The sequence below is a fragment of the Methylobacterium variabile genome, assembly GCF_001043975.1.
Lineage (GTDB): Bacteria > Pseudomonadota > Alphaproteobacteria > Rhizobiales > Beijerinckiaceae > Methylobacterium > Methylobacterium variabile.
This window is the reverse complement of the sequence record NZ_LABY01000176.1, coordinates 1-25624: the sequence shown is the minus strand read 5'-3', so window position 1 is coordinate 25624 and position 25624 is coordinate 1. Positions and strand designations below refer to the sequence as shown.

Below are 25624 nucleotides of genomic sequence, written 5' to 3'. Positions count from 1 at the left end.
CTCGCCTGTCAACTCGCCCGATCCTGCCGGGCCTGCGGCCGAACCGACTGCCGACCGCGGAACCCGGTGAGAGCCCGCGGTGATGACCCCCGTCGATGTGAGGAGCCAGCAGCAGCGAACTCCCGCCGGCTGACGGGATGTGGTGGGTGCGAAACGGGATTCAAGTCCCTGCCCGACGTCGTCGGCGGGCGGCCCTGTCCGGTCGCACGCGGGACGACCGGCCGCGAGCCCCACGGAAGTTGCGGCCATCGAGGGTTGACCCGGACGTCCCCGCCCGCAAGCTGCCCGGGCAACTCACGAGGAGGCTGGTTCATGCGAGTGCCGATCGCGCTCCTGTGGCTGTTCGCGGCGCCGGCCGCCCTGGCGCAGGATCCGCCGGCAGCCCCTTCGCCCGAGGCGCCGTCCCTCGTCGAATGCCTGCCCGGCCTGACCGCCCGGGCACGGGAGCAGGGCGTGACGCCGGCGCTCGCGGAGGCGCGGCTGACGGGTCTCACCGCCGATCCGGACGTGCTGGCGGCGACGCAGCGTCAGGCGGAGTTCGAGAAGCCGGTCTGGGCTTATCTCGACGCGGCGGTGCGGGACGAGGTGGTCGCGGATGGCCGGGCGAAGCTCGCGGCGGAAGCGAGCCTGCCGGCGATCGAGACGGCTCACGGCGTCGACCGGCACGTGCTGGTGGCGATCTGGGGCATCGAATCGGGCTACGGCGCCGTCCTCGATGATCCGCGCAAGGTGCGGCCGGTCCTGCGCTCGCTGGCCACCCTGGCCTGCGCCGGCGGGCCACGGGTCGCCACCTGGACCGAGGAGCTGGTGGCGGCCCTGCGGATCCTCGATCTCGGTCGCACCACCCTCGAGCGCCTGACCGGGTCCTGGGCCGGCGCGATGGGCCACACCCAGTTCATGCCGACGACGTATCTCCGCCACGGGATCGACTTCGACGGCGACGGCCGGTCCGACATCTGGACCTCGGCGCCGGACGCCCTCGCCTCGACGGCGCGGTACCTGCGCACCCTCGGGTGGCGCCCCGGCGAGAGCTGGGGCGGGGAGGTGGCGCTGCCGGCGGGCTTCGACTACCGGCTCGCCGACGAGACGACGGTCCGGCCGCTCTCGGCGTGGCGTGCCCTCGGCGTGCGGCCGGCCGGACCGCGGGAGATCGGAGCGGATGCCGACACCGCCCGCCTGGTCCTGCCCGCCGGCGCCCGGGGACCTGCCTTTCTCCTGCGGCCGAACTTCCAGGCGCTGCTCGGCTACAACGCGGCCTTCTCCTACGCGCTGGCGGTGGCGCACCTCTCCGACCGGCTGCGGGGCGAGCCCGGTTTCTTGCAGGACTGGCCCCGGGGGGACCGGCCGCTCAGCCTTGCGGAGCGCCGGGAGATCCAGTCCGCCCTCGAGGCGAAGGGCCATCCGGCCGGCGGGGTCGACGGGCGGATCGGCCCGCGCACCCGGGCGGCGGTCCGGGCCTGGCAGGAGGCCGCCGGGCTGGTGCCGGACGGCTACGCCGACGCGGCCCTGCTGGATCGCCTGCGGGCCGAACAATGATCCTTGGTGGCTCGGCATGAATGCGAACGCGGCCGGTGTCCGTCCGGGCTCGGCCCGCGCCCCCGGACGGAACCGGCCGCGGGCGCTGCGGAGGGATTCGGCTGCAACGCACGATTCGGAGACTCGGCACCACCACGATCGGCGCGAAGCGCCTGACTCCTGTGGAGAAAAGGTTGTCGACTCCTGAATCCGGCGGCCCCGGGCTTAACGCTTGACTCTCCGTCGGCCGCGCCGGCCAAACTACGCCTACGTGCTGAGATGAGGCTCGCGAGCGTAGATGTCGAAGGCTGCCGAAAGTCGAATCGCCGGGCGGAAGCGACCGTCCCCGGCGTCGTTCGACGCCGTGATCGCGGCCCATGCCGACGCCCTGACGCGCCAGCTCGCGCATGTCCGCGAGCGCCTGGGACCGCCGGTCGCGGAGAAGCAGCTGCGGCGCTTCCCGACCGGCGAAGCAGCGCGGCTGATCGGCATCACCGACGCCTATCTGCGCCAGCTGATCCTCTCGGACGAGGAGCTTGAGCCCGAGAAGGGCCCGGCCGGCCGGCGGCTCTTCACCCTCGGGCAGATCAACGACGTGCGCCGGCGCCTGGCGCGGACGCGGCCGGGCTACCTGCGCCACCGCCGGGCCGGCGAGCACCTGCAGGTCATCGCCGTCACCAACGTCAAGGGCCGCTCGGCCAAGACCACCACGGCGGCGCATCTGGCGCAGTACCTGGCGCTGCAGGGCTACCGGGTGCTCGCCGTCGACCTCGATCCGCAGGCGGCGCTCTCGGCCCTGTTCGGCTGCCGGCCGGACCTCGACGTCGGGGTGAGCCAGACGCTCTACGGGGCGGTGCGGCGCGACGGGGCCGAGCGTCCGCTCGCCGCGATCGTGCGCCCGACCTTCTTCCCCGGCCTCGACCTGGTGCCGGGCCACATCGAGCTGATGGCCTGCGAGCACGGCGCGCCGCTCTCCGCCTCGATGCCAGAAGGCGCGGTCGGCCGGGTCGCCGAGGCGCTGGCGGGCGTGTCCGATCGCTACGACGTGGTGGTGGTCGACTGCGCGCCGCAGCTCGGCGTGCTGACCCTCGGAGCGCTCTGCGCCGCCACCGGCCTCCTGGTGACGGTTCAGCCGCAGATGCTCGACCTCGCCGGGATGGCCGGATCGCTGCGGATGACCGCCGACCTGCTCGGGGCCGTGCGGGAGGCCGGCGGCGACCTGCGGCACGACTTCCTGCGCTACCTCGTCACCCGCTACGAGCCGAACGACGGGCCACAGACCCAGATCGTCGGACTGCTGCGGGCGCTGTTCGGCGAGCAGGTGATGACGCACGCTGTGCCGCTCGCCTCCGCGATCGCGGAGGCCGGGGCCGCCGGCCGGACCCTGTACGAGGCTGGCCGCGAATCCCTCACCCGCCAGGCCTACGACCGGGCCGTCGAGGCCCTCGACGCGGTGAACGCCGAGATCGCCGGCGAGATCGCGCGGGCCTGGGGCAGGGACGCCGCGTGAGCCCGCCGCTTCCGTCATCCCGGGGACCTGTCCCCGGATGAGCGCCGCCCCGCGCGGCGTCTAGCAACCCCGCCTTCCGGCGGATCATCTCACCTCGGACCCAGAAAGGATCGATCCGGCAAAAGAAAAAGGCCCCCGAAGCGTCGCCCCGGAAGCCCTTCTCTTAGTGCCTGGCAGCCTGAGAGAATCAAATCCGGCACAATCTGTCAAGCGTGGCGCCGATTCGGCGAACCCTTTTCTGTTGCCTGACGACAGGCACAGCCATGTCCCAGACCCAACCGACGACGCCCTTCGGGCGGCGGCCGTTGTCGCTCGCCATGATGGCGGCGCAGGCGGCGGCGAAGGCCTGCCCGGAGGAAGCCGCCAGCCACAAATGGCGCACGTTCCGCAACCTGACCGAGGCCAAGGCGCAGCTCGGCATCGGGGACCGGGCGCTCGCGGTGCTCTCGGCGCTCCTCACCTTCCATCCCGACACCGCCCTGACGCCGGGCCGCGACCTCGTAGTTTTTCCGTCGAACCGCGAGCTGTCGGTGCGCGCCCACGGGCCGTCGCCGACGACGCTCAGGCGTGCGCTGACCCAGCTCGTCGAGGCGGGCCTGGTGATCCGGCGCGACAGCCCGAACGGCAAGCGCTACGCCCGGCGGGGCGAGGGCGGAGAGATCGACCAGGCCTTCGGCTTCGACCTGTCGCCGCTGGTGGCGCGGGCCGCGGAATTCGAGGCCCTGGCCGCGGAGGTGCGGGCCGCCGCGAAGGCGAGGGCGCTCCTGCGCGAGGAGATCTCGCTGCTGCGGCGGGACATCGCCAAGACTGTCGCCTTCGCGTGCGAGGCGGGGCTGCCGGGAGCGTGGGACGCCCTCGCGGCCCGGCTCCAGGACACCGGGGCGATGCCGCCGCGCTCGACCGGCAACGCCGTCCTAGCGGAGATCGCCGCGGGACTGCGGGATCTCCGCGCCGCGGTGGATAAGTGCCTGGCGGAATCGGTCGAATCGCCAGAAACGGACGCCAGTGAGTCCCAGACCGGCTGCCACCATCAGAGTTCTAAACCTGAGTCTTTACAGAATCTTGAACAGGGTCGGCGGGGAGAGCGGGAGGAGGTCGCAGTGCCTGAGCTGGACACGGTAGTGCCAGCGACGCGGGCCTTGCCGCTGCGGCTGGTGCTCGAAGCCTGCCCCGACATCGCGGCCTACGCCCGCCACGGAATCGGCAACTGGCGAGACTTCCTCGGCGCAGCGGTCGTGGCGCGGGGATGCCTCGGCATCGCCCCGCCGGTCTGGAATACGGCGGTCGACGCGATGGGGGAGGAGCAGGCGGCGGTTGTGGTCGCGGCGATCCTGCAGCGGGGACCGGCAATCGTCGCGCCGGGAGCTTATCTGCGCGACCTCGCCGGGAAGGCGCGGGCAGGGCAATTCTCGACATGGCCGATGGTGATGGCGCTGTGGCGGGCGAAGGCGGGCTCGGAATTGGGCAGAGCCAGCACCGCGGGGCAGGCCACCGGTTCGGCGCCGCATCCGCGGTTCACACCGGCTCGCGGCCATTCATGATGGCGGCAAGCGTGTCTCGCGCTCGAATCGGCACGGCACGGAGGTTGGGAGAGATGATGGCAGCATGTCGAAGGTTGATTCTCGCCGTCGCATTGGTGTTGGCAGCGGGAAGCCCGGTCTCGACTGCGAGCGCCGGTCTGACGATCAAGGATCCGGTGCCGAGCGAGCTGCAGGCGCGTGTTGCCGGTCTGCTGCAGGACATGCGATCAGGAGATGCCGACGCGGCTATCGGCGCAGCCAGGATCATCGACGGCGATCTCTGGCGTCAATACGGGCTGCTGTTCCTGCGCGTCGAAGTCGACTGCCGACAAGAACTGTGCATGACGATCATCGCCCGGGTGAACTCGAACGAGCTGGTCCCGGAACTGATCTTGAACAGCGATAAATTTCTCCATTTTGTCGATGCTAGTGTGGACCTATGAGGTGTGTTGGACTTCCCGATCCACATCAAAGGTCAGGGAAGCACGGGGATCCGGGTGTCGCGTCGCCAAGAAAGCTGGGTCGTCGAGGCATGTGACGGCTGCTTTCCATCGGATGAGGAAAGGGCACGACTTGTCCTGCCCACATCGTCACCACCCGCACCAAGCGAGACGTTCGAGGAGTTCAGGCGCGCGCTGGATAAGTTTCAGTAACCGCCTCCATCCGCACGGTCCGCCGTACCAGCGCGGATCGCACAGCAGGTGTGGCCGACCGGCCCGGTGCCGGCGCGCCGCGGCAGTTTACCGGCCATGTGGCGCGGGCGTCGATCACCAGAACGGCGTCGTCGCCCACGACCGGACCAGCATGCGGGTCGCGCCCTACGATCCGAGCCGACACGACGATGCTCGTTCCTCTCTGCTTGTTGCAGTTGCAACTTTATGCGAAGTGATGCGAACGGAACCGCCACGGAGCGCACCGGGAGCCGATGGATCGCCTGAACCTGCTCAGCTTCGCGCCGTTCCGGCTCAACCGGCTCGCCACCGAGTTCAGCAACGCACTCGCGGCGGACTACGCCCGTTTCGGCATCGACATCCCGGAATGGCGGGTCCTGGCGACGCTGGGGCAGCACGAGGGCCCGCGCAGCGCGGCCTACGTCGTGCGCTGCACCCGCACGCACAAGTCGCGGATCAGCCGCGCCGTGAGCCACCTGATCGAACTCGGCCTCCTCGAGCGGCAGGAGAGCGGCGACGACCGGCGCGAGATCATGCTGCAGCTCACCACGCAGGGGCGCGCCACCTACGCCGAGCTGGTGCCGATCCTGCTCGAACGGGAGGCCAAACTCCTGTCCGGCCTGAGCGAGGCGCAGCGGCGGGATTTCGACCGGCTGCTGGAGGTGCTGGAGGAATCGCTCGGCTTGGCGCGACGCGGCGAGGAGTGAGGGCGCGCGGCCGCCCGCTCCTTCGGTGAGTTCAGATGCTCCGCTGCGCGGCTCCGGGATAGGTCGACGATGCCGATCCGATCCCGGGCGTCAGGAAATGCTCCCGGGCCGCCCTCGTGCCCACCATCAAACCGGAGAGCCCGCCCGCGCCACGTAGGTGGTCAGGACCAGGAAGACGAGGATCGTCAGGGCGTTCCACGCGAGATAGCGGCTGCGGTCGATCAGGGTGCGGGCCTTGGCGGTGGCGGGCATGGGAAGAAGCTCCTCGGCGAGGGGCGAGCGGGGCCCGCGAGATCCGGGACCGGGACCCGGAGGGCCTCGATCCGCCTGAGCATTCAATCGCCGCGGTGCCGGACGGTCAATGAACGCGGCTCCCAAATCGCCGGCACCCCGGAGAACAAACTCGTCGTTCCTGCCTGATGGGAAAGAATATCGTTCCCAGACCCCGCCGCCGCGGCGGATGCCGTGGACGTCAGTTCTTCGGAACCCGATCCTTGCCCCGCCCGGGGTTCGACGCGGCGACGAGCGGGGGCGAGGCGACGGCCGGGAGGGTCTGTTCCTGGGCCTCCGTGTCGATCCGCCGGCTCCGGGCGAACGGCTCCAGCGTCACTGATCCACCGGTCTCGAGCGCCCGCACGATGCCGTCGAGCACCCGCACGTCGGCGTAGCCCTCCTCGCCGTCCGGCTCGGGGTCCCGCTCGGCCAGGATGCAGTCGGAGAAGTACTTCAGCTCACCGCCGAAATGGTCGGTATTCTTGAACCGCGCGTGGCCGCGTTCCTCGCCCAGGATGGTGAACTGCTCGAGCGGCTTGCCGTACATGTAGCCCGGATTGACCGTGACGCTGCCCTTCGTGCCGACCACCGTGTAGGTGTCGAGGGTGTTGCCGACGTAGGACAGGACGAACTGCGCCAGCCGGCTGCCGGGGAAGCGCAGGGTCACCGCCACGGTGTCGTCGAGGTCGCCGAGGCCGGCTTCCGGGTGGCGCAGGCCGAGCGCCGAGACCACCTCGGTCGGCTCCGCACCGAACACCGCGCGGGCGGCGTTGACGGGGTAGGGGCCCATGTCGAAGACCGGTCCCGCGGCGACGCCGCTCCGCGCCCGGTGGTTGTCGGGCGAGACCATCTGGGTGAAGGTCGAGGTGAAGGCCAGGATCTCGCCGAGCTGCCCGGAGCGCACGAGGTCGAGGGTCGCGAGCGTCGCCGGCTCGAAGTGCAGGCGGTAGGCCACCATCAGCCTGGCGCGCGAGGCCCGGGCGGCGTCCAGGATCGCCCGGGACTGGACCAGCGAGACCTCGAGCGGCTTCTCGACCAGGACGTGGATTCCTGCCTGCAGGGCCGGGACCGCGAACTCGGCGTGGCGCCAGTTCGGCGTCGCCAGGTAGAGCGCGTCGACGGTGCCGGAGCGCAGCAGCGCGCCGAACTGCTCGTAGGCGTAGGTGGCGGACACACCGTAGCGCGCGCCGAGCGCCCTGGCCTTCTCCGGGTCGCCGGTCACGAGAGCCGCGACCTCGGAATTGCCCGTATGGGCGACGCCCGGCAGCATCGCCTCCTGGGCGATGTCGCCTAAGCCGACGAAGGCGTAGCGAACCTTGCGAGCCGGGGTCAGGCCGAGGGCTCCGGCGATGCTGCCGGTGATGCTCATGGAACGGTTTCCTCAACTGGCGGGCAGGCTTGCGCCACCAAGCGCGCGGGTGCCCGGCGGTTCCGTAGCGTCGCGCCGCCGGCCCTCGCATCGAGCGCGAGACGATCGCGCGGAACACGATCGGGCCGGACCCGTTGCCGCTGACGCAGCGGCGTTCCCGACGTCGTTCGAGCGGAGCGAGGCCCGATGCCGTCACCGATCCCCTTCGATCCGTCCCTGGAGATCGTGCTGCCGGACGAGGAGGCGGTCGAGGACGCCTCGACGCTCTGGCCCGAGGACCTGAGCCCCTACGTCGCGGTCGGCCGGATCACCGTGCCGCCGCAGGAGAGCTGGAGCGAGGCCAAGGTCCGCGCCCGCGACGACGGCCTCGCCTTCAGTCCCTGGCACGGGATCGCGGCGCACCGGCCCCTCGGCTCGGTGATGCGGGCACGCCGCGCCGTCTAACCGCGCTCGGCCGGCTTCCGGGCCGAGCACAACGGCTGCCCGATCCACGAGCCGGCCGGCCTGTCCGGGCTCGCCGGCCGACGACGAGGGAGCTCGCCATGGTGTTTCCGTCCCTGACCGCGTCCTACGGCGCCGTGCTGGCCCTCCTGTTCGCCGGCCTCTCCGGCTGGGTGATGGCCCGGCGGCTCTCCGCCAACGTGCTGCACGGCGACGGCGGCGACGACGTCCTGATGCGGCGCGCCCGTTCCCAGGCCAACTTCGCCGAGTACGTGCCGTTCATCCTGCTGCTCGTCGGCCTGCTCGAGGCCCACGGCGCGAGCCGCGCCCTGGTGCACGGCCTGCTGATCGTGCTGCTGGTCGGCCGGGTGCTCCACCCGTTCGGCATGACCGCGCCGGCGAACTCCCCGCGCCAGTACGCCTGCCGGGGTGGCGGCATCCTGGCGACCTTCGCGGTCCTGATCGTCGCAGCAGCGGCGCTGCTGCTGCGCCTCGCCTGAGGGTGTGAGGCGGCCTCGATCCCGGGGCGGGTCGGGAGGCTCAGGCCGCCGGGACCGGCGCGGCGAAATCCAGCGTCACCCTCGTCCCGGTCCCGCCCGCATAGGTCAGGGTGCCGTCGAGCTGCGCCGCGAGGCCCTGCGCGATGCGCAGGCCGAGGCTGCGGCTCGTCTCGGGGTTGAAGTCGGCCGGGATGCCCCGGCCGTCGTCGGCGATGGTGAGGACCATCCGCTCCGGCGCGGCCGTCTCCAGCCGGATCGTGATCGTGCCGCGGGCCCCGTCCGGGAAGGCGTGCTTGAGGGCGTTCGTCACCACCTCGACCACCAGCAGCGACAGGGTTGTCAGCCGGGTCAGGTCGAAGCGCACCGGCGGCACGTCGACGAGGCAGACGATGTTGCGGGCCCCGGTGGCGTCGAGGAGGTCCGAGCAGAGTTCCTGCAGGTACTGCCCGATCGGCAGGTTGATGCGGTCCGGGTCGTAGAGCCGGCGGTGGATGCGCGAGATCGTCTCCAGGCGCACCCGCGCCTCGTCGAGGGCCGCGAGGGCGGCCTGCGGGTCGGCGCCGGCCCGGCGCTTCTGGAGGGTCAGGAGCGCGGCGACGAACTGCATGTTGTTCGCCACCCGGTGCTGCAGCTCCTGGAACATGGTGCGCTGCTGCTCGTAGAGCCCCGCCGTGACGGCGCGCTCCTGCCGCAGCCGCGCGCTCGCCATGTGCATGATGTGGATCAGGGCGATGTCGACCCCGACGATGAAGACGTAGAAGGCCAGCGCCAGGGCGGACTGCGCCGTCAGGACGAAGGTCTGGCTCGGCGGCAGGAAGAAGTACCAGGCGGAAAGCCCGCTCAGGACCGCGCAGGTGATGCCCGGGCGCAGGCCGCAGAAGAACGTGGTGAGGATGACCGCCGGAAAGAACGTCAGGTAGGGAAAGCCCGGCGGCAGTACGTCGTCGACGGCCAGGCGCAACGCCAGGGCGGCAACGGTGGCGCCGAACGCCACCAGGTCGCCGAGCAGGGCCTGCGCGCGCAGGCGCTCGGTCGCCTGAACGATGGTCCAGAACCGGCTGCGTTGCGACGTAGGGGCAGTCGGTTCGATAGTTGACAGGACGGAAACTCCTCGACTGAGGACGAACCCTAATCTGATTCGCCCCGTCCGGTCCATGAAGCGTGGCGCGGGCGCGGTTCAGCCCCGCAGGGTTGGGCGTGACCGGATCGTGCTCACCTGGATCTGGCCGCCGCGGTGGCGGCGAGGAGCAGCGCGCCGGCGCCGAGGGCGAGGCCGAGCCCGGCGCTGAGGCGCCGGGCGGAGGGCACGCCGTGGCGGTCGCGCCAGCCGCCGCTCACGTGCCGCGCGTCGTCGAGGGGAGCCCGCAGCGCCCCGTGCGTCACCGGCGCGGGCCCGGCCCGGTCGAGGGCTCGGTGGATCGCGATGCCCATCAGGTGCTCGGTCGGGCCCGGCGCGAGGGCGTAGGCCGCCTGCGCGGCCCGGGCCGGCCAGCCCACCGCGACCTCGTCGTGCGGGTGCCGGGCGACGTGCACGAAGGTCTCGGCCACGTCCTCCGGCGCGTAGACGAGCGGGCCGGCATCGATGCGCTTGCCCGACACGTTGGCGCCGTGATCGAGCCCGGGCGTGTCGATCATGGCCGGGAAGACCGAGCAGACGTGGATGCGCCGGTGCCGGCGCAGCTCCTGCCGCAAGGCGGCGGTGAAGCCGCGCAGGCCGAACTTGCTCGCCGTGTAGGCCGCCGCGAACGGTGCCGGCGCCCAGCCGCCGAGCGAGATGTTGGTGATGAGCGTGCCGTGCCCCTGGCGCAGGAAGGTCGGCAGCGCCGCGTAGGCACCGTACATGCCGCCGAGCAGGTTCACGGCGACCGTGAGGCGGTGGAGGTCGAGGGGCGCGTTCTGGTACGGGCCGAACACCCCGGTCCCGGCATTGTTGATCCAGACGTCGATGCCGCCGAAGGCGCGCTCGGCCGCCTGCGCCAGGGCCTGCACCGCCTCCGGGTCGGTCACGTCCGTGGGCACGACGACGGCCTCTCCGCCGAGGCGCCGGCACGCCTCGGCCACATCCTCCAGGGCGTCGCGGCGGCGCGCCGCCAGCACGAGCCGGGCGCCGCGGCGGGCGAAGGCCAGGGCGGCGGCACGGCCGATGCCGCTCGAGGCGCCGGTGAGCACCACGACGGCGCTGCGCAGGTCGGTCATGCCGGGTCTCCATGCCAGGGGGAAGTATTCTTCACCCGGGCGCAACCGGAAGACCCGCGCGATGTTCCGCGCGCTCAGCCCCGCCGGATCGGCGCGCCGCTGCCGGCCTCGGCCGTCACGGTGCCGCCCGCGACGATCACCCGGCCGCGGCACAGGACCGTCTCGGGCCAGCCGGTCACCGTGCGGCCGGCATAGGGCGTGAAGCCGGTGCGGTCCTCCACCATGGCATCGGAGAGCGTCACGCGCCTCGAAGGATCCCAGACGCAGAGGTCGGCATCCATCCCCACCGCCACCGAGCCCTTGCGGGTCAGGCCGTAGATCCGGGCCGGCGCCGTCGCGGTCAGCTCCACGAACTTGCGCACCCCGAGGCGCCCGCCCGACACCATCGCGTCGAACAGGAGCGGCAGGCGCATCTGCAGGCCCGGCATCCCGTTGGCGATCTCCTTGAAGGTCGCCCCCGGTCCGGCCTTGAGCTTGCCGGTCTCGTCGTAGCGGTAGGGCGCGTGGTCCGAGGAGACGGTCTGGAGGTCGCCGAGATCGAGGGCGCGCCACAGGGCCTCCTGGTCGCGGGCCTCGCGCAGGGGCGGCGAGCACATCCACTTCGCGCCCTCAAGGCCCGGTCGGTCGAGGTCGGCTTCGGTGAGAAAGAGGTATTGCGGGCAGGTCTCGGCGTAGACCTTGGCGCCCTCGCCGCGGGCCCGGCGCAGGATCGCGGCGCCCTCCTCGGTGGAGACGTGGAAGATCATCACCGGCTGGTCGAGGAACTGCGAGAACCGCACCACCCGCTCGAACGCCTCCGATTCCGACAGGCGCGGGTGGCTCGCGGCGTGGTACTTCGGCGCCGTCTTGCCCGCCTTCAGCAGCTGCCGGCTGGCGAAGGCGATCAGCCCGTGGTTCTCGGCGTGGACGCAGACCAGGGCGCCGGCCTCCTTGGCGGCCGCCATCAGGTCGAGCAGCGCCTCGTCGGCGAGGCGCAGGCGGTCGTAGGTCATGAACGCCTTGAGCGAGGTGTGCCCGGCCCGCACCAGGGCCGGGATGTCTTGGCGCAGGGCCTTCTCGGTCGCGTCCGCGATGATGAGGTGGAAGGCGTAGTCGATCACCGCGCCCTGGGCGGCCAGCGCCGCATAGTCCTCGACCACCTGGGCCAGATCCATGCCGACGTGCTGGGCCGCGAAGGCGATGACGCTGGTGGTGCCGCCGAGCGCCGCCGAGCGGGTGGCGCTCTCCCAGGTATCGGCGTTCATCAGCCCCGAGGCCGAGAGCTGCTCGATATGGGCGTGGCTGTCGACCCCGCCCGGCAGCACGAGCTTGTCCGTCGCGTCGATCTCGCGCCGGCCCGGGGCGAGACCGAGGCCGAGAGCCGCCACCCGGCCGTCGCGGATGCCGATATCGGCGGAGAACACGTCGCTCGCCGTGGCGACGGTGCCGCCGCGGATCACGGTGTCGAAGGCGGGCTGGTTCGGGTCGCTTGGGTCGGACATACGCGTCACGCTCTGGTTCTAGGGAAGGGGGTAGGGGCGGGCGGCCAGAGGCCTTCCGGGAGGCTGCCCAGCCGTGTCATTCTCGCGCTTCGCGGACAGCGCGGGGATGCCGATGGATTCCAGGGATCTGATCGGCGAACTGGAGCGGGACGGCTGGTTCTGGCATTCCACGACCGGCAGCCACCGCCACTTCAAGCATCCGACGAAGCCGGGCAAGGTCACGGTCCCGCATCCCAAGAAGGACATGCATCCCAAGACGGTGAAATCCATTCGGACGGCGGCAGGCCTTCAGAGCACCTGACTTCGAACCACCTGAGACGCCCCGCCGATCCTGCCGGCCAAGGACAGTGTCATGCATTACATCGCATTCCTGCATCCTCCCGAGAACGGCTCGGAATGGGGCGTCACCTTCCCCGACCTGCCGGGCTGCGTCTCGTCCGGAGAGACCTTCGAGGCCGCCATCGAGGGCGGGCGCGAGGCTTTGTCCGGCCATCTCGCCGCCCTGCGCGCCGACGGCGATCCGGTGCCCCCTGCACGCAGCCTGGCCGAGCTGTCGGCTGATCCCGAAGCCAGGGAGATGCTGGATGGCAGCCTGGTCCAGGTCATCGCGCCGCGTCCGGTGCCGGCCGCGCGGGTGCGCGTCGACCTGATGATCGATGCGACGGTCCTGCGTCTGACCGACGCGGCGGCTGAGGCCCGGGGCATGTCCCGCGCCTCCTTCATCGAAGCGGCCCTCCTCGCCGCAGCCGAACCGTGACGGGCCGCAACGGGGGTCTCGCCTGAAACTTGCTAGCCTGAAGGCCTGACACACCAGGAGACCGATATGGCGGCCGAGCGGCGCATCCTCGTCATCAACCCGAACTCGAACGATGCCGTCACGCGCGGGCTCGAAGAGGCGCTCGCCCCGCTCGCCCGCCCGGGCATCGTCCTCGCGTGCCGCACCCTGGCGGAGGGGCCGTTCGGCATCGAATCGCAGGCCGACGTCGAGCGGGTGGCGCTGCCGCTGCGCGACCTCGTGCTGCGCGAGGCGGCGGACGCATACGTCATCGCCTGCTACTCCGATCCCGGCCTGCACGTCTGCCGCGAGGCGACGGACCGGCCGGTCCTCGGCATCGCCGAGTGCGGCGTGCTCACGGCGCTCGCCCGAGCCGACCGTTTCGGCGTCATCGCGGTGCGCACGCGCTCGATCCCGCGCCACCTGCGGGCCCTGCGCCAGATGGGGGTGAGCGAGCGCCTCGCCGGCGAGCGGGCGCTCGAGATGTCGGTGGCCGAGACGGCGAGCGGCCCGGACACGCTCGCCCGGATGATCGCCGTCGGCCGCGACCTGCGCGACCGCGACGGCGCGGGCGCCATCGTGATGGGCTGCGCCGGCATGGCGGCCCATCGGCGCGGCCTGGAGCAGGAGCTCGGCATCCCGGTCATCGACCCGACCCAGGCCGCGGTGGCGATGGCGCTCGGCCTCGTGGCGGTCGCCTGACATCAGTCGGGCAGCACCGCGCCGGTCTGGGCGGTGATGCGGCCGTAATGCTCGATCCGGCGGTGGCGGGCGAAGTCGAAGATCGTCTCCTTGCCGAAGCGGGTCTCGTCGAGGTCGCAAGCGTGGACGATCACCCCGTCGGCCTCGCCCGGCAGCTCCGCCACGATGTGACCGTTCGGATCGACGATGAGGGTGCCGCCGGTGAGGTGGTGGCCATCCTCGTCGCCGGCCTTGGCGACCGCCACCACCCAGGTGGCGTTCTGGTAGGCGCCGGCCTGGACCGACAGGCGGTGGTGAAACAGCCGCTGCTCGATCCCTTCCGCATTGCGCTGCGAGTTCACCGAGGGCGTGTTGAAGCCGAGCACCACCATCTCGACGCCCTGCAGGCCCATCACCCGGTAGGTCTCGGGCCAGCGGCGGTCGTTGCAGATGCACATGCCGAGAATGCCGCCCAGCATCCGCCAGACCGGGAAGCCGAGATCGCCCGGCTCGAAGTAGCGCTTCTCCAGGTGCTGGTGGGTGCGCTCCGGGTCGTACTCGTCGTGGCCGGGCAGGTGGACCTTGCGGTACTTGCCGACGATGCGGCCGTCGCGGCCGACCAGGATCGAGGTGTTGAAGTGCCGGCCCTCCGGGGTCAGCTCGGCGTAGCCGAAGGACATCGCCATGCGGTGCGCCCGCGCCCGGGCGAAGAGCGGTGCGGTCTCCGGGCCGGGCATCTCGCGCTCGAACCACTGGTCCGCCTCGGCCCGGTCCTCGTGGTACCAGCGCGGGAAGAAGGTGGTGAGCGCCAGCTCCGGAAAGACGATCAGGTCCGCCTCCTGGCGCTTGGCCTCGTCCATCAGGGCGATCATCCGGGCGACGACGCTCTCCCGGTCCTCGGCCTTCTGGATCGGCCCGAGCTGGGCGGCGGCGGTACGGATCACGCGCATGGGAATGTCCTAAGAATCAAACCGGGTTGCAGAACGCGCGTCCCTCCTCTCCGCGCCCGCGGGGAGAGGAGGGACGCGCACGACCGGAGCTTGGGCTCACGCCGCCGGCTCCGCCGCCAGGCCCCGCGCCGAGCCCGGCCGGAAATGCGGGATCGCCGCCAGCAAGTCCCGCGTGTAGGCGGTGCGGGGCGCCTGGAAGAGGTCGCGGCTGGCGCCCTCCTCGATCACGCGCCCGCCCTGAAGCACGAGGGTGCGCTCGCACATCATCCGCACGACGTTGAGGTCGTGGCTCACGAACAGGAAGGCGAGGCCGTCCTCCCGGCGCAGGTCGTCGAGGAGGCGCAGGACCCCGGCCTGGACCGAGACGTCGAGAGCCGCTGTCGGCTCGTCGAGGACGAGGAGGCGCGGGCGCACCGCGATCGCCCGGGCGATGCCGATGCGGGCCTTCTGGCCGCCGGAGAGCTGGTGCGGGAACCGGTCGAGGAGGGCGGCGGGCAGGCCCGCCCGCTCGGCGCTCTCGAGGACCCGCAGGCGCAGGGCCTCGCCCCGGAGCGGGGTCAGGCGTCTCACCGGATGGGCGATGCTGTCGAAGGCGGAGAAGCGCGGGTTGAGGCTGTCGGTCGGGTCCTGGAAGACGATCTGGATCGCGCGCCGGTGGGGCGAGCGGTGGAAGTCGCGGGCGGGAGTCGTGCCGATCGGCTGGCCGTCGAACAGGATCTGCCCGGCACTGGAATCGAGGAGCCGGCAGATCATCCGCGAGGTGGTGCTCTTGCCCGAGCCCGATTCGCCGACGAGGCCGAGGCTCTCGCCCGCCCGTAAGCTGAAGGAGACGTCCTCCACCGCCATCGCGCCGCCGAAGCGCTTGCCTAAGCCCTGCACCTCGAGGAGCGCCGGGGTGCCGGGGGGAGATGCCGGCCGCGCCGCGGCGGGCGGGCGGGTGCCCTCCGGCACCAGGTCGGCCAGGGTCGATGTCGGCGTCGGCGAGGCGGCGACGAGGCGCCGGGTGTAGGGGTGGCCGGGCGCGGAGAACAGCGCGCCCGGCTCGCCTTCCTCGACCAGGCGGCCGGCCTCCATCACGGCGATGCGGCTGCAATATTGCGCGGCGAGGCCGAGGTCGTGGGTGATCAGGATCATCGCCATGCCGCGCTCGGCGGTGAGCCGGGCGACGAGGTCCATCACGGCCTTCTGGGTCGTGACGTCGAGCCCGGTGGTCGGCTCGTCGGCGATCAGCAGCGCCGGGCGGCAGGCCAGCGCCAGCGCGATCATCACCCGCTGGCACATGCCGCCCGACAATTCGTGCGGGTAGGCGTCGAGGCGGCGCGCGGCGTCGCGGATGCGCACCGCCTCCAGGCTCTCGAGCGCCCGCTCGCGCGCCTGGCCCCTGGGCAGCCCGCCCGCCACCAGCACGTCGGCGAGCTGCCGGCCAACGGTGCGGATCGGGTTGAGGGCGGCCCGCGGGTTCTGGAAGATCATGCCGATGGCGGAGCCGTGCGCCGCCCGCAGGTCCGCGGCCGAGAGCCGGGTCACGTCCTGGCCGCGGAAGCGCACCCGGCCGCCGACGATGCGCCCGGCCCGGTCGAGGAGGCGGGCCGCCGCGAAGGCGGTGACCGACTTGCCCGAGCCCGATTCGCCGACGAGGCCCAGGCTCTCGCCGGGGGCGACCGCGAGGCTGACGCCGCGCAGGGCCTCGACCGGACCGCGGCGCGTGGCGAAGGTGACCCTGAGGTCCTCGATCGCGAGAAGCGGCTCGATCACCGGGGAGGAGGGCTGCATCAGGTCCGCATCCGGGGATCGAGGATGTCGCGCAGGCCGTCGCCGAGCAGGTTGAAGCACAGTACCGCCAGCATCAGGGCGAGGCCCGGGAAGGCGACGAGCCACCACTTGCCGGTGGTGATGAAGCGCGCGCCCTCCGCGACGAGAATCCCCCATTCCGGGGTCGGCGGACGCACGCCGAGGCCGATGAAGGAGAGGCCCGCCGCGTTGAGGATCGCCCAGCCGAGATTGAGCGAGATCTGCACCGCCATGGCGGGCAGGACGTTCGGCAGGAGGAAGCGCAGCACCACCGCGAGGTGACCCTCGCCGCCGGCCCGTGCCGCCTCGACGTAGCCGGCGTCGCGCCGCACGTTCACCTCGGCCCGGGCGAAGCGGATGTAGAACGGCAGGTTGATGATGGCCGTCGCGACGACGATATTCTCGACCCGGTTGCCGAGGGCCGCCACCAGCGCCATCGCCAGCACGAAGAGCGGGAAGGCCATCAGCACGTCGACGAGGCGCCCGACCACCCGGTCGAGCCGGCCGCCGGCGTAGCCGCTCACCCCCCCGATCACGGCGCCCAGCGCGAAGGAGAGGCTCACCGCCGAGAGCGCGATGGCGAGATCGAGCCGTGTCGCCGCGATGATCCGGCTCAGGACGTCGCGGCCGAGCTGGTCCGTGCCGGCCCAGTGGGCGGCGCTCGGCGGCTGCAGGGCCACGGTGACGTCGGAGGCGACTGGGTCGTAGGGCGTGAGCCAGGGGCTGAGAAGCGCGACGAGGCAGAGCAGCGTCGCGCCGGCGGCGGCGACCGCCGTGAGCGGGTTCTCGCGCAGGACGTGGCCTGCGTGCCGCAGGGTGCTCGGCGGCGGGGCGAGGGTGGGAGAGACGGCGTTCATCGGCCTACTCGATCGAGACGCGCGGGTCGGCGAGGCCGTAGAGCACGTCGACCGTGAGGTTCACGACGACGAACAGGCTCGCCATCAGGAGCACGAAGCCCTGGACTGGCGCGTAGTCCGAGGCGAGCAGCGCGTCGAGGGCGTAGGAGGCGACGCCCGGCCAGGAAAACACCTTCTCCACCAGCACGTTGGCCCCGAGCATGGTGGAGAACACGATGCCCGCGATGGTAAGCCCCGGCAGGATCGCGTTGCGCAGGGCATAGGTCACGATCACCCGCCGGCGCGGCAGGCCCAGCGAGCGGGCGGTGCGGATGAAGTCGCTGCCGAGCACGCTCAGCATCGCGGCGCGGGTGATGCGGGCGAGCGGCGCGAGCACGAACAAGGCCATGGTGAGCGCCGGCAGCACGAGCTGGCCGGCCGCGGCGCGCCAGCCCTCGACGTCGCCGACGAGCAGGAAGTCGACCAGCAGGAAGCCGGTGATGTCCGGCGGGCTCGCCGCGAACACGTCGACGCGGCCGGTGGGATCGGGGGCGATGCCGAGCAGGTAGTAGAAGACGTAGATCAGCAGCAGCCCCGACACGAAGGTCGGCACGCAGACCCCGAGCGCGCAGAGGAAGCGCACGGCGTGATCGACCACCGAGCCCGGCCGGAGCGCCGCCGCGATCCCGAGCGGGATCGCCAGCAGGAGCGCGATGAGAAGCGCCGTCAGGGTCAGTTCGAGCGAGGCCGGCAGGCGCTGGCGCAGATCCGTCAGCACCGGCTGGCCGGTGGTCATCGAGCGGCCGAGCTGGCCGCGGGCCACGTCGCCGAGGTAGCGCACCAGCTGCTCCGGCACCGGCTTGTCGAGCCCCATCTGGCGGCGGATCTCCTCGATCTCCGCCTTGCCGGCATTGGGCCCGGAGGCGAAGAACACCGCCGGGTCGCCGGGCAGGACCCGCATCAGCAGGAAGGTGAAGACCAGCACGCCGAGCAGCGCCGGCAGCGAGGACAGGAAGCGCCGCCCGGTGCGCCGGGCGATGCCGCTGGCGGAGGCCATCTCGGCTCCTTCGTCCGCTACTTGCGCGACAGGTCGCGGTAATCGACCTGGCGGTGGAACTGGTAGGTGTAGCCCTCGACGGACTGGGCCATCACGGCGTCCTGGTTCGGCTGCCAGACCGGGATCTGCGGCATCAGGGCGAGGTGGCGCTTGTTCAGCGCCCGGGCCTCGTCGTCGTACTTGGCCGGATCGCGCTCGAACCGGGCCTTGGCGGCGAGCTCGGTGATCTCGGGGTCGTCGATCGAGCTGTAGTTCCAGCGCTGGTTGCCGGTGTAGAAGTTGCGGTAGAAATAGTCCGGCGAGGGCAGCCAGGCGACGATGCCCTCGGTGAAGAACGGCAGCTTCTTCTCGCTGATCTGGGTCGACATCTGCGCGTCGGGCAGCTTCTGGATCTCGATCTTGACGCCGATCTTCTCCAGCGACTCGCGGATCAGCGCCGCCATCGGCTCGGCGGTGGCGGCTTGGCCGACATTGAAGCTGAAGGTGGTCGAGAACCCGTCCGGCAGCCCGGCCTTGGCGAGCAGCGCCTTGGCCTTCGGCAGATCGAGGGTCACCGGCTGGGCCACGGGGAAGACGGGCTGGGGATCACCCTCGCCCCAGCTCGCCCCGAAGAGCGGCTTGCCGCGGCCGAACAGGGCGGCCTTGAACATCGCGTCGTAGGGCAGGGCGTAGGCGAGCGCCTGGCGCACCTCCGCCTTGTCGAAGGGCGGCATCTTCGTGTTGAAGGAGATCAGCGTCACCGCGTTGAATTGCGGCGTGGCGATCACCTTGAGCTTGCCGCGTCCCTGGAGCGCCTGGGCGTCGTTGGCCTGGAGGTCGATGACGATGTCGGCGTCGCCCTTCTCGACCAGGTTGGCGCGGGTGGCCGGGTCGGGGATGGTCTGGGCGATGATGCGCTTGAAGCCGGCCGGCTTGTCCGGCGCCGCGCCGGTCCAGTCGGCGTTGCGCTTCAGCACCACCTGCTCGCCGGGCTTGAACACGTCGACGCTGTAGGCGCCGCTGCCGATGGCGTGGTCCTTGAGCCACCCTTGCGCCCAGGGATCCTCGGGCGTGGCGTGGGCCTTGGCGACCTTGGAGTTGATGACGATGGCATAGACGGTGGCGAGGTTCGGCAGCGCCAGCCGGTCGGGCTTCGGCAGCGTCACCTTGAAGGTGTGGGGATCGACCACCGTGAACTGGTCGGGGCTCGTCAGCGAGCCGGTGAGGAGCTGCGGCCCGGCCAGCGACTTCGCCGAGACGGCGCGGTCGAGGGACCACTTCACGTCCTCGGCGGTGACCGGGGTGCCGTCCTGGAACTTGGCGTCCTTGCGCAGGAAGAAGGTGAGGGTGAGGCCGTCGGGGCTGACTTCGTAGCGCTCGGCGAGCTCGCCGCGGACCGAGTCGAGGTCGAACACCCAGTTGTCGCCGAGCTTCTTGCGCCCGAAGGTGACGAGGCGGTCGTAAGTGCTGAGGCTGATCGCGAAGGCCTCGCGGGTCGTGCCCGGCATCGTCGGGTCGAGGGTGTTGACGGCCGCGCCCGTGACGTAGCGCAGGGTCTCGGCCCGGCTCTGGGCCCGGGCCGGTGCCGCGCCCAAGGCGAGCGCGACGATGAGAGCACCCGCGAGGCCGCCCGTCCGCATGCTGGTCTTCGTCACGCCGGTCCCTTCCTGCATCCCTGGTCGGCCGGGCGTCTTGCAAGGGCCGTTCCAGCAAGAGCCTTTCCAGGGTCGTTCAGCGCAGCACCGCCTGCTTCACGTCGTAGGCCCGGAAGTCGGCCCAGTGCCGGTCGAGGTCGGCGACGAACAGCCCGCGGGTGAGACCCGAGACGAGGCGCGGCACCGCGGTGGTCATGGCGTTGATCGACGAGCCGGAGGGGCCGTGGCTCACCGTCGAGGCGATGCCGAACAGGTGGATGTCCCGGATCCACGGCGTCAGGCCGGGCTCGCGCTCGGTGAAGGCGTAGTCGTCGCCGAGATACGGATAGGCGGCGAGGCGCGGGTCGCGCTCCTCGGGCGGCGGGGCGTAGCGGTCGCCCCATGTGGCGATGTTGTGGGCAAACGCCAGCAATTCGGGCCGCGCGGCGTAGTCGACCGCGATGCCGGTGGCGGCGATGACGCGATCGGCGGCGATCCGGCCCCGCGGGGTCTCGAGGACGACCGCGCCGTCCGCCATCCGCGCGGCCGTGACGGGGGCGCCGGGCAGGAAGCGGAAGTTCGGGTGCCGGGCGCAACGGTCCCAGGTCGCCTGCGGAAAACCCTCGCGCAGGCCCATCACGGCGCTCATGAAGCGCCAGCGCCAGGCATCGTCGAGGTCGCCGAGATGGCGCAGGAAGCCCGCGAAGGTGAGCCAGCGGTAGAGCTGCACCACCTGCGCCTCCGCCCGCCGGCAGAGCAGGGTGACCTCGGCGGCGCCGGCTTCCAAAGCCGTGGCGGCGTTGTCGAAGGCCGAGGCGCCGGCGCCGATCACCGCGACGCTTCGGCCCGCCAGGGCCGCGAAGTCGATCGGGTCGTCGGTGCGGGCGACCCGGTCGGCAGGCAGGTCCGTCAGCGCCTCGGGCAGGGCCCAGCGCCCGGCGCCCTCCTGGCCGGTGGCGAGCACCACCTTGCGGGCATGCCGCACGGTGCCGTCCGCCGCCGTCACGGCGAGGAGGCCGCTGGAGCATGGCCCGATCGCGTTGCCATCGGGCCATGCTCCAGGTTTTTGATCTTGCCGCATTGTCTTCGACGAACCGGCATCCGCTTCGTCGGAAAATCCTCCGGAGGGCGCGATGCGGGTCACCGCGACCCCGTTCTCGACCGGCACGCCCGTCGCCTCGCGCACGAAGGCGAGGTAGGCGGCCCAGTCCTCCCGGGGGATCAGGTCGAGGGTGTTCCAGCTCTGCGCGCCGTAGCGGGCCTCGTGCCAGGACTGGTAGGTCAGGGCCGGCAAGCCGAGGTCGGGCCCGGTGAAGTCCTTCGGGCTGCGCAGGGTGCGCATGCGGGCATAGGTGAGCCACGGCCCCTCCCGGCCCGCCGGGGCCCGGTCGAGCACCAGGATGTTGGTCACCTGCGCCCGCATCAGCCCGAAGGCGATGGCGAGGCCGGACTGGCCGGCCCCGACCACGATCACGTCGTGGGCAGGCCTGCCGTCCGGGCCGGTGCGCGGGACGAGCCAGGGCGCGCGGGGATGGGCCGTGCGGGCGATCTCGTCGCGGACGCGGGCGAGCAGGGCATCGAGGGGCATGGCGGACCGTCAGGCGGCGAGCCAGCCGCCCTCCACCGGCAGGGCGGCGCCGGTGGTGAAGGAGGCGGCGTCGCTGGCGAGGTAGAGGACGGCCCGGGCGACCTCGTCCGGCTGTCCAAGGCGCTTCATCGCGTGGCGGGCCGCGGAGGCGGCGCGGGCCGCGTCCGGATCGGCGGCGCGTCCGAAGCTGCGGGCGAGGAGCGGGGTCTCGATCGCCCCCGGCACCACCGCGTTGACCCGGATGCGGTCGGGCGCGAAGTCGAGCGCCATGGTGCGGGTGAGGCTGAGCACCGCTCCCTTGGCGGCGATGTAGGCGCTGTTGCCCCGCCCGCCGGCCAGCGCCAGCTGCGAGGCCACCGTGACGATGGCGCCGCCGCCCCGCGCCCGCATCATCGGCACCGCGGCCCGGGCCCAGAGCCAGGTGCCGCCGACATGCGCGCGGAAGACCGCGTCCCAGTCCGCCGGGTCGGTGGTCTCGACGGTGCCGCCGACGGAGAACCCGGCCGCCGTCACCAGGACGTCGATGCCGCCGAACGCCGCCGCGACCGCGGCGGCATCGGCCGCAACCGACGCCGGGTCGCCGACGTCGGAGGCGCGGGCGAGGGCGCCGCCGCCCGCCGCCGCGATCTCCGCCGCCACCGCGTCCGCCGCCGGGCGATCGCGGTCGATCACCGCCACCCGGGCGCCGGCCTCGGAGAAGAGCCGCGCCGTCGCGGCGCCGATCCCCGAGCCGCCGCCCGTCACCACCGCGACCTTGCCGTCGAGCCTCACGCTCCCTCCTCCCGCAACCGGTCCTGCCAGGCCAGGAAGGCGTCGGCCGAGGCCTCGAGGCCGTGCGCTGCCTCCCAGCCGATCTCGTCGCGCAGCCGCGCCGTCGCGAGCGGCGGCCGATCGGACCCGCCGTGCAGCGAGATGGTCGGCGTCTCGCCCGGCCCGGCCAGGCGACAGACGAAGCCCGGCCGCGCCCGTGCTTCCGCCAGCCGCTCGCCCCAGGCCAGGACCGGCCAGGCGGCGGGGCTCGACACGTTGTAGAGCCGATGGCTCAGGCGCTCCGCGGCGACGAGCCGCGCCACCGCCTCGGCGGCGTCGGGGGCGTAGAGCCAGTCGCGCCAGCCCGGCCGCGGCAGCAGGGCCGGGATGCCGGCCTCCCGGGCGGCCCAGATCTGCGCCTGCGGGCTCAGGGTGTCGCGCAGGCCCGTATCGCGCTCGAACGGTCCGAACACCGCGCTCAGGCGCACGCTCACCCCGTCGAGGCCCCAGGGGCCGCAGAGCCGCGCCAGCACCCGCTCGGACGCGAACTTGGTGACGGCGTAGAGGCTCTCGGGCTGCGCCGGCAGCTCCTCGGACAGGGCGTCGGCGGCCGCCGCGCCGTAGGCGGCCGCCGAGGACAGGTTCACTACCCGGCGCACCCCGGCCCGGCGGCAGGCCTCGAGAATCGGCACCAAGGCGGTGAGATTCACCGCGAGGATCGGGCCCGGATCCGCAGCCTCCCGTGCGGCGTCCGCCGTGATGGCCGCGCCGATCACCACCGCGTCGGTGCCCGGCCGCACCGCGGCGGCGAGGCAGGCCGGGTCGGTGACGTCGCCGACGACGACGTCGAGGGCGCCCGGCGGGGCGGCGAGCGCCCGCAGGAGAGGCGGCGGGGGCGGTGCTCGGTCGAGGAGCCGCACCGCGGCGCCCCGGCCGAGGAAGGCGCGGGCGAGGTTCAGCCCGACGAACCCGGCGCCTCCCAGGATGACGACGCTCATGCCACCCGCCCCGGCGCCGGTTCCGACGATTCGTCGCGACGTGGAAGTGCCGGCACGCGCTGCCCTCGTGATGCGTTGGCCCGGGGCGATGCAGGAAGCGGGCCGGCGGCGGATGGCGCCCGACAAACGCCCGATTCCGCGGACAGAGGTCCGGCGCGCGGGAGGGCCAGGCCGGCGAATCGCCCACCTCCCGCGTGACCAGTCGAGGGCGCCGCGACACAGGGTGATCCGCGTCGTCGTCCGACTGTCATCAAAACATCACTCGCTCCGGCGCGGACTTTTCTCTAAAGCACCGGCGTGAAACATTTTCGGGTCCAGAGCGGTTCGGGACGCTCGCCGCCCCGGGCTGATCTAAGCTGGTCACGAGCGCGCGTGTTCTCGTGTACACCTGTGTGTCAGTAGGCAAAGCGCGGCGTGAACCGGTATAGTCAGTGCCGCGCCGCGGAGTTGGGGGGACGGGACATGGTGCAAGACGCGGCCGCCCAGGCCGGCCCCGGCGCGGCGGAGCTGCCGGCGGCGCGGCCCGATTCAGGCCTCGGCGCGCTCGCCCTCGTCGCCTCGTTCCACCAGATCCCGTGCGAGCCGGCACAGGTCCGCCACGACCTCGGTCTCGGCCAAGCCGCGATGAGCGCCCTCGACATCGTGCGCGGCGCCCGCCGCCTCGGCCTCAAGGGACGCCTGCTCCAGAACCAGAACCCCGCCCGCCTCGATAGCATCCCCCTCCCGGCCATCCTCGAGGTCGAGGAGGGGCGCTTCGTCGTCCTCGGCCGCCGCTTCGACGACGGCAAGCTGCGCATCATCGATCCCGCCGCCCGCACCGCCGAGCACGTCGACGCCGAGGCCTTCCTCCCGCGATGGACCGGCACCATCGTGCTCATCGCGCGCCGCGCCAACCTCCAGACCGCCCTCCACCATTTCGGCCTGACCTGGTTCGTCCCCTCCGTCTGGCGCTACCGCAAGCCCCTCACCACGGTGCTGGTCGCCTCGTTCTTCATCCAGATCTGCGCCCTCGTCACCCCAATCTTCTTCCAGATCACCATCGACAAGGTCCTGGTCCACCGCGGCTACTCCACCCTGACTCTCGTCGCCGTCGGCCTCGTGGTGCTGGGCCTGTTCCACGTCGTGCTGCAGTACCTGCGCGGCTACATCCTCACCCACACCGCCAGCCGCATCGACGTCGAGCTCGGCGCGCGCCTGTTCGACCACCTGATGCGCCTGCCGCTCGGCTACTTCGAGACCAGGCCCGCCGGCCAGACCGTCGCCCGCGTGCGCGAGCTCGAGACGGTGCGCAACTTCCTCACCGGCCAGGCGCTGACCTCGGCGATCGACGTTCCCTTCACCCTGCTGTTCCTCGCCATCCTGTACTTCTACTCGCCGCTTCTGGCGCTGATCGTCACCCTGTCGATCCCCTGCTACATCCTGGTGGCGGTGCTGCTGCGCCCGATCCTGCGCGACAAGACGCTCGAGCGCTTCAACCGCTCGGCCCTGTCGAGCCAGTTCCTGATCGAGTCGGTGGTCGGCATCCACACCGTCAAGGCGCTCGCCGTCGAGCCGACCCTCAAGAGCCAGTGGGAGGAGCGGCTCGCCGCCTACGTCAAGACCTCGTTCGTGGCCGGCCTGGTCGCCAGCATCGGCCAGAACGCGATCCAGTACATCTCCAAGGTCACCACCGCGCTGGTGCTGTTCTTCGGCGCCTACGCGGTGATGAACGGCGAGCTGACCGTCGGCAGCCTGATCGCCTTCAACATGATCATGGGCCAGGTCACCGCCCCGATCCTGCGCCTGTCACAGCTCTGGCAGGACTTCCAGCAGGTCAAGGTGTCGCTCGAGCGGCTTGGCGACGTGCTCAACTGCCCGCCCGAGACCCGCGCGCTGGCGCAAGCCCACCTGCCGCCGGCCAAGGGCCAGGTCACGGTGCGCGGCGTGTCGTTCCGCTACCAGCCCGGCACGCCGGAGGTGCTCAAGGACGTCAGCCTCGACATCCCGGCCGGCCAGGTCATCGGCATCGTCGGCCCGTCGGGCTCAGGCAAGTCGACCTTCACCAAGCTGCTGCAGCGCCTCTACGTGCCCGAGAAGGGCCAGGTGCTGGTCGACGGCGTCGACATCGCCCAGGTCGACCCGGCCTGGCTGCGGCGCCAGATCGGCGTCGTGCTGCAGGAGAACCTCTTGTTCAACAAGACGGTGTTCGAGAACATCGCGCTCGCCAACCCGGGCCTGTCGCGGGCCCAGGTGATGCAGGTGGCGCGGCTGGCCGGCGCCGACGAGTTCATCAACCGGCTGCCGCTCGGCTACGACACCCCGATCGAGGAGCGCGGCGCCAACCTCTCGGGCGGGCAGCGCCAGCGGCTGGCGATCGCCCGGGCGCTGGCCACCAACCCGCGCATCCTGATCCTGGACGAGGC

24 protein-coding genes are annotated in these 25624 nt (G+C 71.9%); 11 read left to right on the top strand and 13 right to left on the bottom strand.

Translation table 11 applies throughout. The features are described from left to right. Positions 1-312: 312 nt before the first annotated feature. From VQ02_RS23640 to VQ02_RS23620, 5 genes are all read left to right on the top strand, one after another. The gene (locus tag VQ02_RS23640) at positions 313-1536 is read left to right on the top strand and encodes a lytic murein transglycosylase (RefSeq protein ID WP_048446677.1); all 1224 of its coding nucleotides are present in this window, start codon (positions 313-315) and stop codon (positions 1534-1536) included. A 277-nt stretch (positions 1537-1813) separates the two neighbouring features. Beyond that, entirely contained in the window at positions 1814-3025 is a 1212-nt protein-coding gene (gene repA, locus VQ02_RS23635; protein ID WP_048446676.1) for a plasmid partitioning protein RepA, read from the top strand. A gap of 263 nt (positions 3026-3288) precedes the next feature. Next, positions 3289-4566: a plasmid replication protein RepC gene (gene repC, locus VQ02_RS23630; RefSeq protein ID WP_048446675.1), complete on the top strand. Its 1278-nt coding sequence runs from the start codon at positions 3289-3291 to the stop codon at positions 4564-4566. Positions 4567-4640: 74 nt separating this feature from the next. Continuing rightward, a complete protein-coding gene (locus VQ02_RS23625) occupies positions 4641-4988 on the top strand; it encodes a hypothetical protein (RefSeq protein WP_048446674.1) in 348 nt (115 codons plus the stop codon). A gap of 482 nt (positions 4989-5470) precedes the next feature. Then, entirely contained in the window at positions 5471-5923 is a 453-nt protein-coding gene (locus VQ02_RS23620; protein WP_048446673.1) for a MarR family winged helix-turn-helix transcriptional regulator, read from the top strand. Between the two features lie 126 nt (positions 5924-6049). Here VQ02_RS23620 and VQ02_RS39825 read toward each other — a convergent pair whose 3' ends face one another. Next, the gene (locus tag VQ02_RS39825; protein ID WP_280818962.1) at positions 6050-6175 is read right to left on the bottom strand and encodes a hypothetical protein; all 126 of its coding nucleotides are present in this window, start codon (positions 6173-6175) and stop codon (positions 6050-6052) included. Between the two features lie 220 nt (positions 6176-6395). Further along, a complete protein-coding gene (locus VQ02_RS23615) occupies positions 6396-7565 on the bottom strand; it encodes a Gfo/Idh/MocA family protein (protein WP_048446672.1) in 1170 nt (389 codons plus the stop codon). Between the two features lie 186 nt (positions 7566-7751). Between VQ02_RS23615 and VQ02_RS39405 the strand changes: the two genes are divergently transcribed. Both VQ02_RS39405 and VQ02_RS23605 read left to right on the top strand, forming a co-directional pair. Beyond that, positions 7752-8009 carry a catalase family protein gene (locus tag VQ02_RS39405; RefSeq protein WP_048446671.1) on the top strand — a complete coding sequence of 86 codons (258 nt, stop codon included), beginning with the start codon at positions 7752-7754 and terminating at the stop codon, positions 8007-8009. A gap of 98 nt (positions 8010-8107) precedes the next feature. Then, positions 8108-8506, top strand: coding sequence for an MAPEG family protein (locus tag VQ02_RS23605; protein WP_048446670.1), 399 nt, complete (start codon positions 8108-8110; stop codon positions 8504-8506). 40 nt (positions 8507-8546) lie between these two features. On the opposite strand, the gene VQ02_RS23600 is transcribed toward VQ02_RS23605, so the two are convergent. The 3 genes from VQ02_RS23600 to hydA all read right to left on the bottom strand — a co-directional run bounded on the left by VQ02_RS23600 (position 8547) and on the right by hydA (position 12183). Further along, the gene (locus VQ02_RS23600; RefSeq protein WP_425339923.1) at positions 8547-9500 is read right to left on the bottom strand and encodes a histidine kinase dimerization/phosphoacceptor domain -containing protein; all 954 of its coding nucleotides are present in this window, start codon (positions 9498-9500) and stop codon (positions 8547-8549) included. Between the two features lie 218 nt (positions 9501-9718). Further along, positions 9719-10702 carry an SDR family oxidoreductase gene (locus VQ02_RS23595; RefSeq protein WP_048446669.1) on the bottom strand — a complete coding sequence of 328 codons (984 nt, stop codon included), beginning with the start codon at positions 10700-10702 and terminating at the stop codon, positions 9719-9721. 74 nt (positions 10703-10776) lie between these two features. Continuing rightward, positions 10777-12183, bottom strand: coding sequence for a dihydropyrimidinase (gene hydA, locus VQ02_RS23590; RefSeq protein ID WP_048446668.1), 1407 nt, complete (start codon positions 12181-12183; stop codon positions 10777-10779). A 112-nt stretch (positions 12184-12295) separates the two neighbouring features. Here hydA and VQ02_RS23585 point away from each other — a divergent pair, with 112 nt between their 5' ends. The 3 genes from VQ02_RS23585 (at position 12296) to VQ02_RS23575 (ending at position 13660) form a co-directional block, all read left to right on the top strand. Continuing rightward, positions 12296-12484 (top strand): type II toxin-antitoxin system HicA family toxin, encoded by a 189-nt coding sequence (locus VQ02_RS23585; protein WP_048446680.1) that lies wholly within the window; start codon positions 12296-12298, stop codon positions 12482-12484. 51 nt (positions 12485-12535) lie between these two features. Beyond that, a complete protein-coding gene (locus VQ02_RS23580; RefSeq protein ID WP_048446667.1) occupies positions 12536-12940 on the top strand; it encodes a type II toxin-antitoxin system HicB family antitoxin in 405 nt (134 codons plus the stop codon). Between the two features lie 66 nt (positions 12941-13006). Then, positions 13007-13660, top strand: coding sequence for an aspartate/glutamate racemase family protein (locus tag VQ02_RS23575; RefSeq protein WP_048446666.1), 654 nt, complete (start codon positions 13007-13009; stop codon positions 13658-13660). 2 nt (positions 13661-13662) lie between these two features. Here VQ02_RS23575 and VQ02_RS23570 read toward each other — a convergent pair whose 3' ends face one another. The 8 genes from VQ02_RS23570 to VQ02_RS23535 form a co-directional block, all read right to left on the bottom strand. Further along, positions 13663-14589 carry an N-carbamoyl-D-amino-acid hydrolase gene (locus VQ02_RS23570; RefSeq protein WP_048446665.1) on the bottom strand — a complete coding sequence of 309 codons (927 nt, stop codon included), beginning with the start codon at positions 14587-14589 and terminating at the stop codon, positions 13663-13665. A gap of 96 nt (positions 14590-14685) precedes the next feature. Continuing rightward, a complete protein-coding gene (gene nikE / locus VQ02_RS23565; protein WP_157080780.1) occupies positions 14686-16362 on the bottom strand; it encodes a nickel ABC transporter ATP-binding protein NikE in 1677 nt (558 codons plus the stop codon). After that, positions 16362-17237, bottom strand: coding sequence for an ABC transporter permease (locus VQ02_RS23560; protein WP_048446664.1), 876 nt, complete (start codon positions 17235-17237; stop codon positions 16362-16364). Before VQ02_RS23560 ends, nikE begins: the two co-directional genes overlap by 1 nt. Before the next feature lie 4 nt (positions 17238-17241). Next, the gene (locus VQ02_RS23555; RefSeq protein ID WP_048446663.1) at positions 17242-18273 is read right to left on the bottom strand and encodes an ABC transporter permease; all 1032 of its coding nucleotides are present in this window, start codon (positions 18271-18273) and stop codon (positions 17242-17244) included. 17 nt (positions 18274-18290) lie between these two features. Beyond that, a complete protein-coding gene (locus VQ02_RS23550) occupies positions 18291-19892 on the bottom strand; it encodes an ABC transporter substrate-binding protein (protein WP_048446678.1) in 1602 nt (533 codons plus the stop codon). A gap of 91 nt (positions 19893-19983) precedes the next feature. Next, complete coding sequence (locus VQ02_RS23545; protein WP_048446662.1) at positions 19984-21474, bottom strand: FAD/NAD(P)-binding protein; 1491 nt, start codon at positions 21472-21474, stop codon at positions 19984-19986. Positions 21475-21483: 9 nt separating this feature from the next. Further along, positions 21484-22245 carry an SDR family oxidoreductase gene (locus VQ02_RS23540; RefSeq protein ID WP_048446661.1) on the bottom strand — a complete coding sequence of 254 codons (762 nt, stop codon included), beginning with the start codon at positions 22243-22245 and terminating at the stop codon, positions 21484-21486. Beyond that, positions 22242-23222, bottom strand: a complete 981-nt coding sequence (locus VQ02_RS23535) for an NAD-dependent epimerase/dehydratase family protein (protein ID WP_048446660.1) — start codon at positions 23220-23222, stop codon at positions 22242-22244. The genes VQ02_RS23540 and VQ02_RS23535 overlap by 4 nt, the downstream gene beginning before the upstream one ends. Positions 23223-23684: 462 nt before the next feature. Between VQ02_RS23535 and VQ02_RS23530 the strand changes: the two genes are divergently transcribed. Continuing rightward, positions 23685-25624 (top strand): type I secretion system permease/ATPase (locus VQ02_RS23530; RefSeq protein WP_083469400.1); only part of this gene is annotated, 1940 nt, incomplete at its 3' end.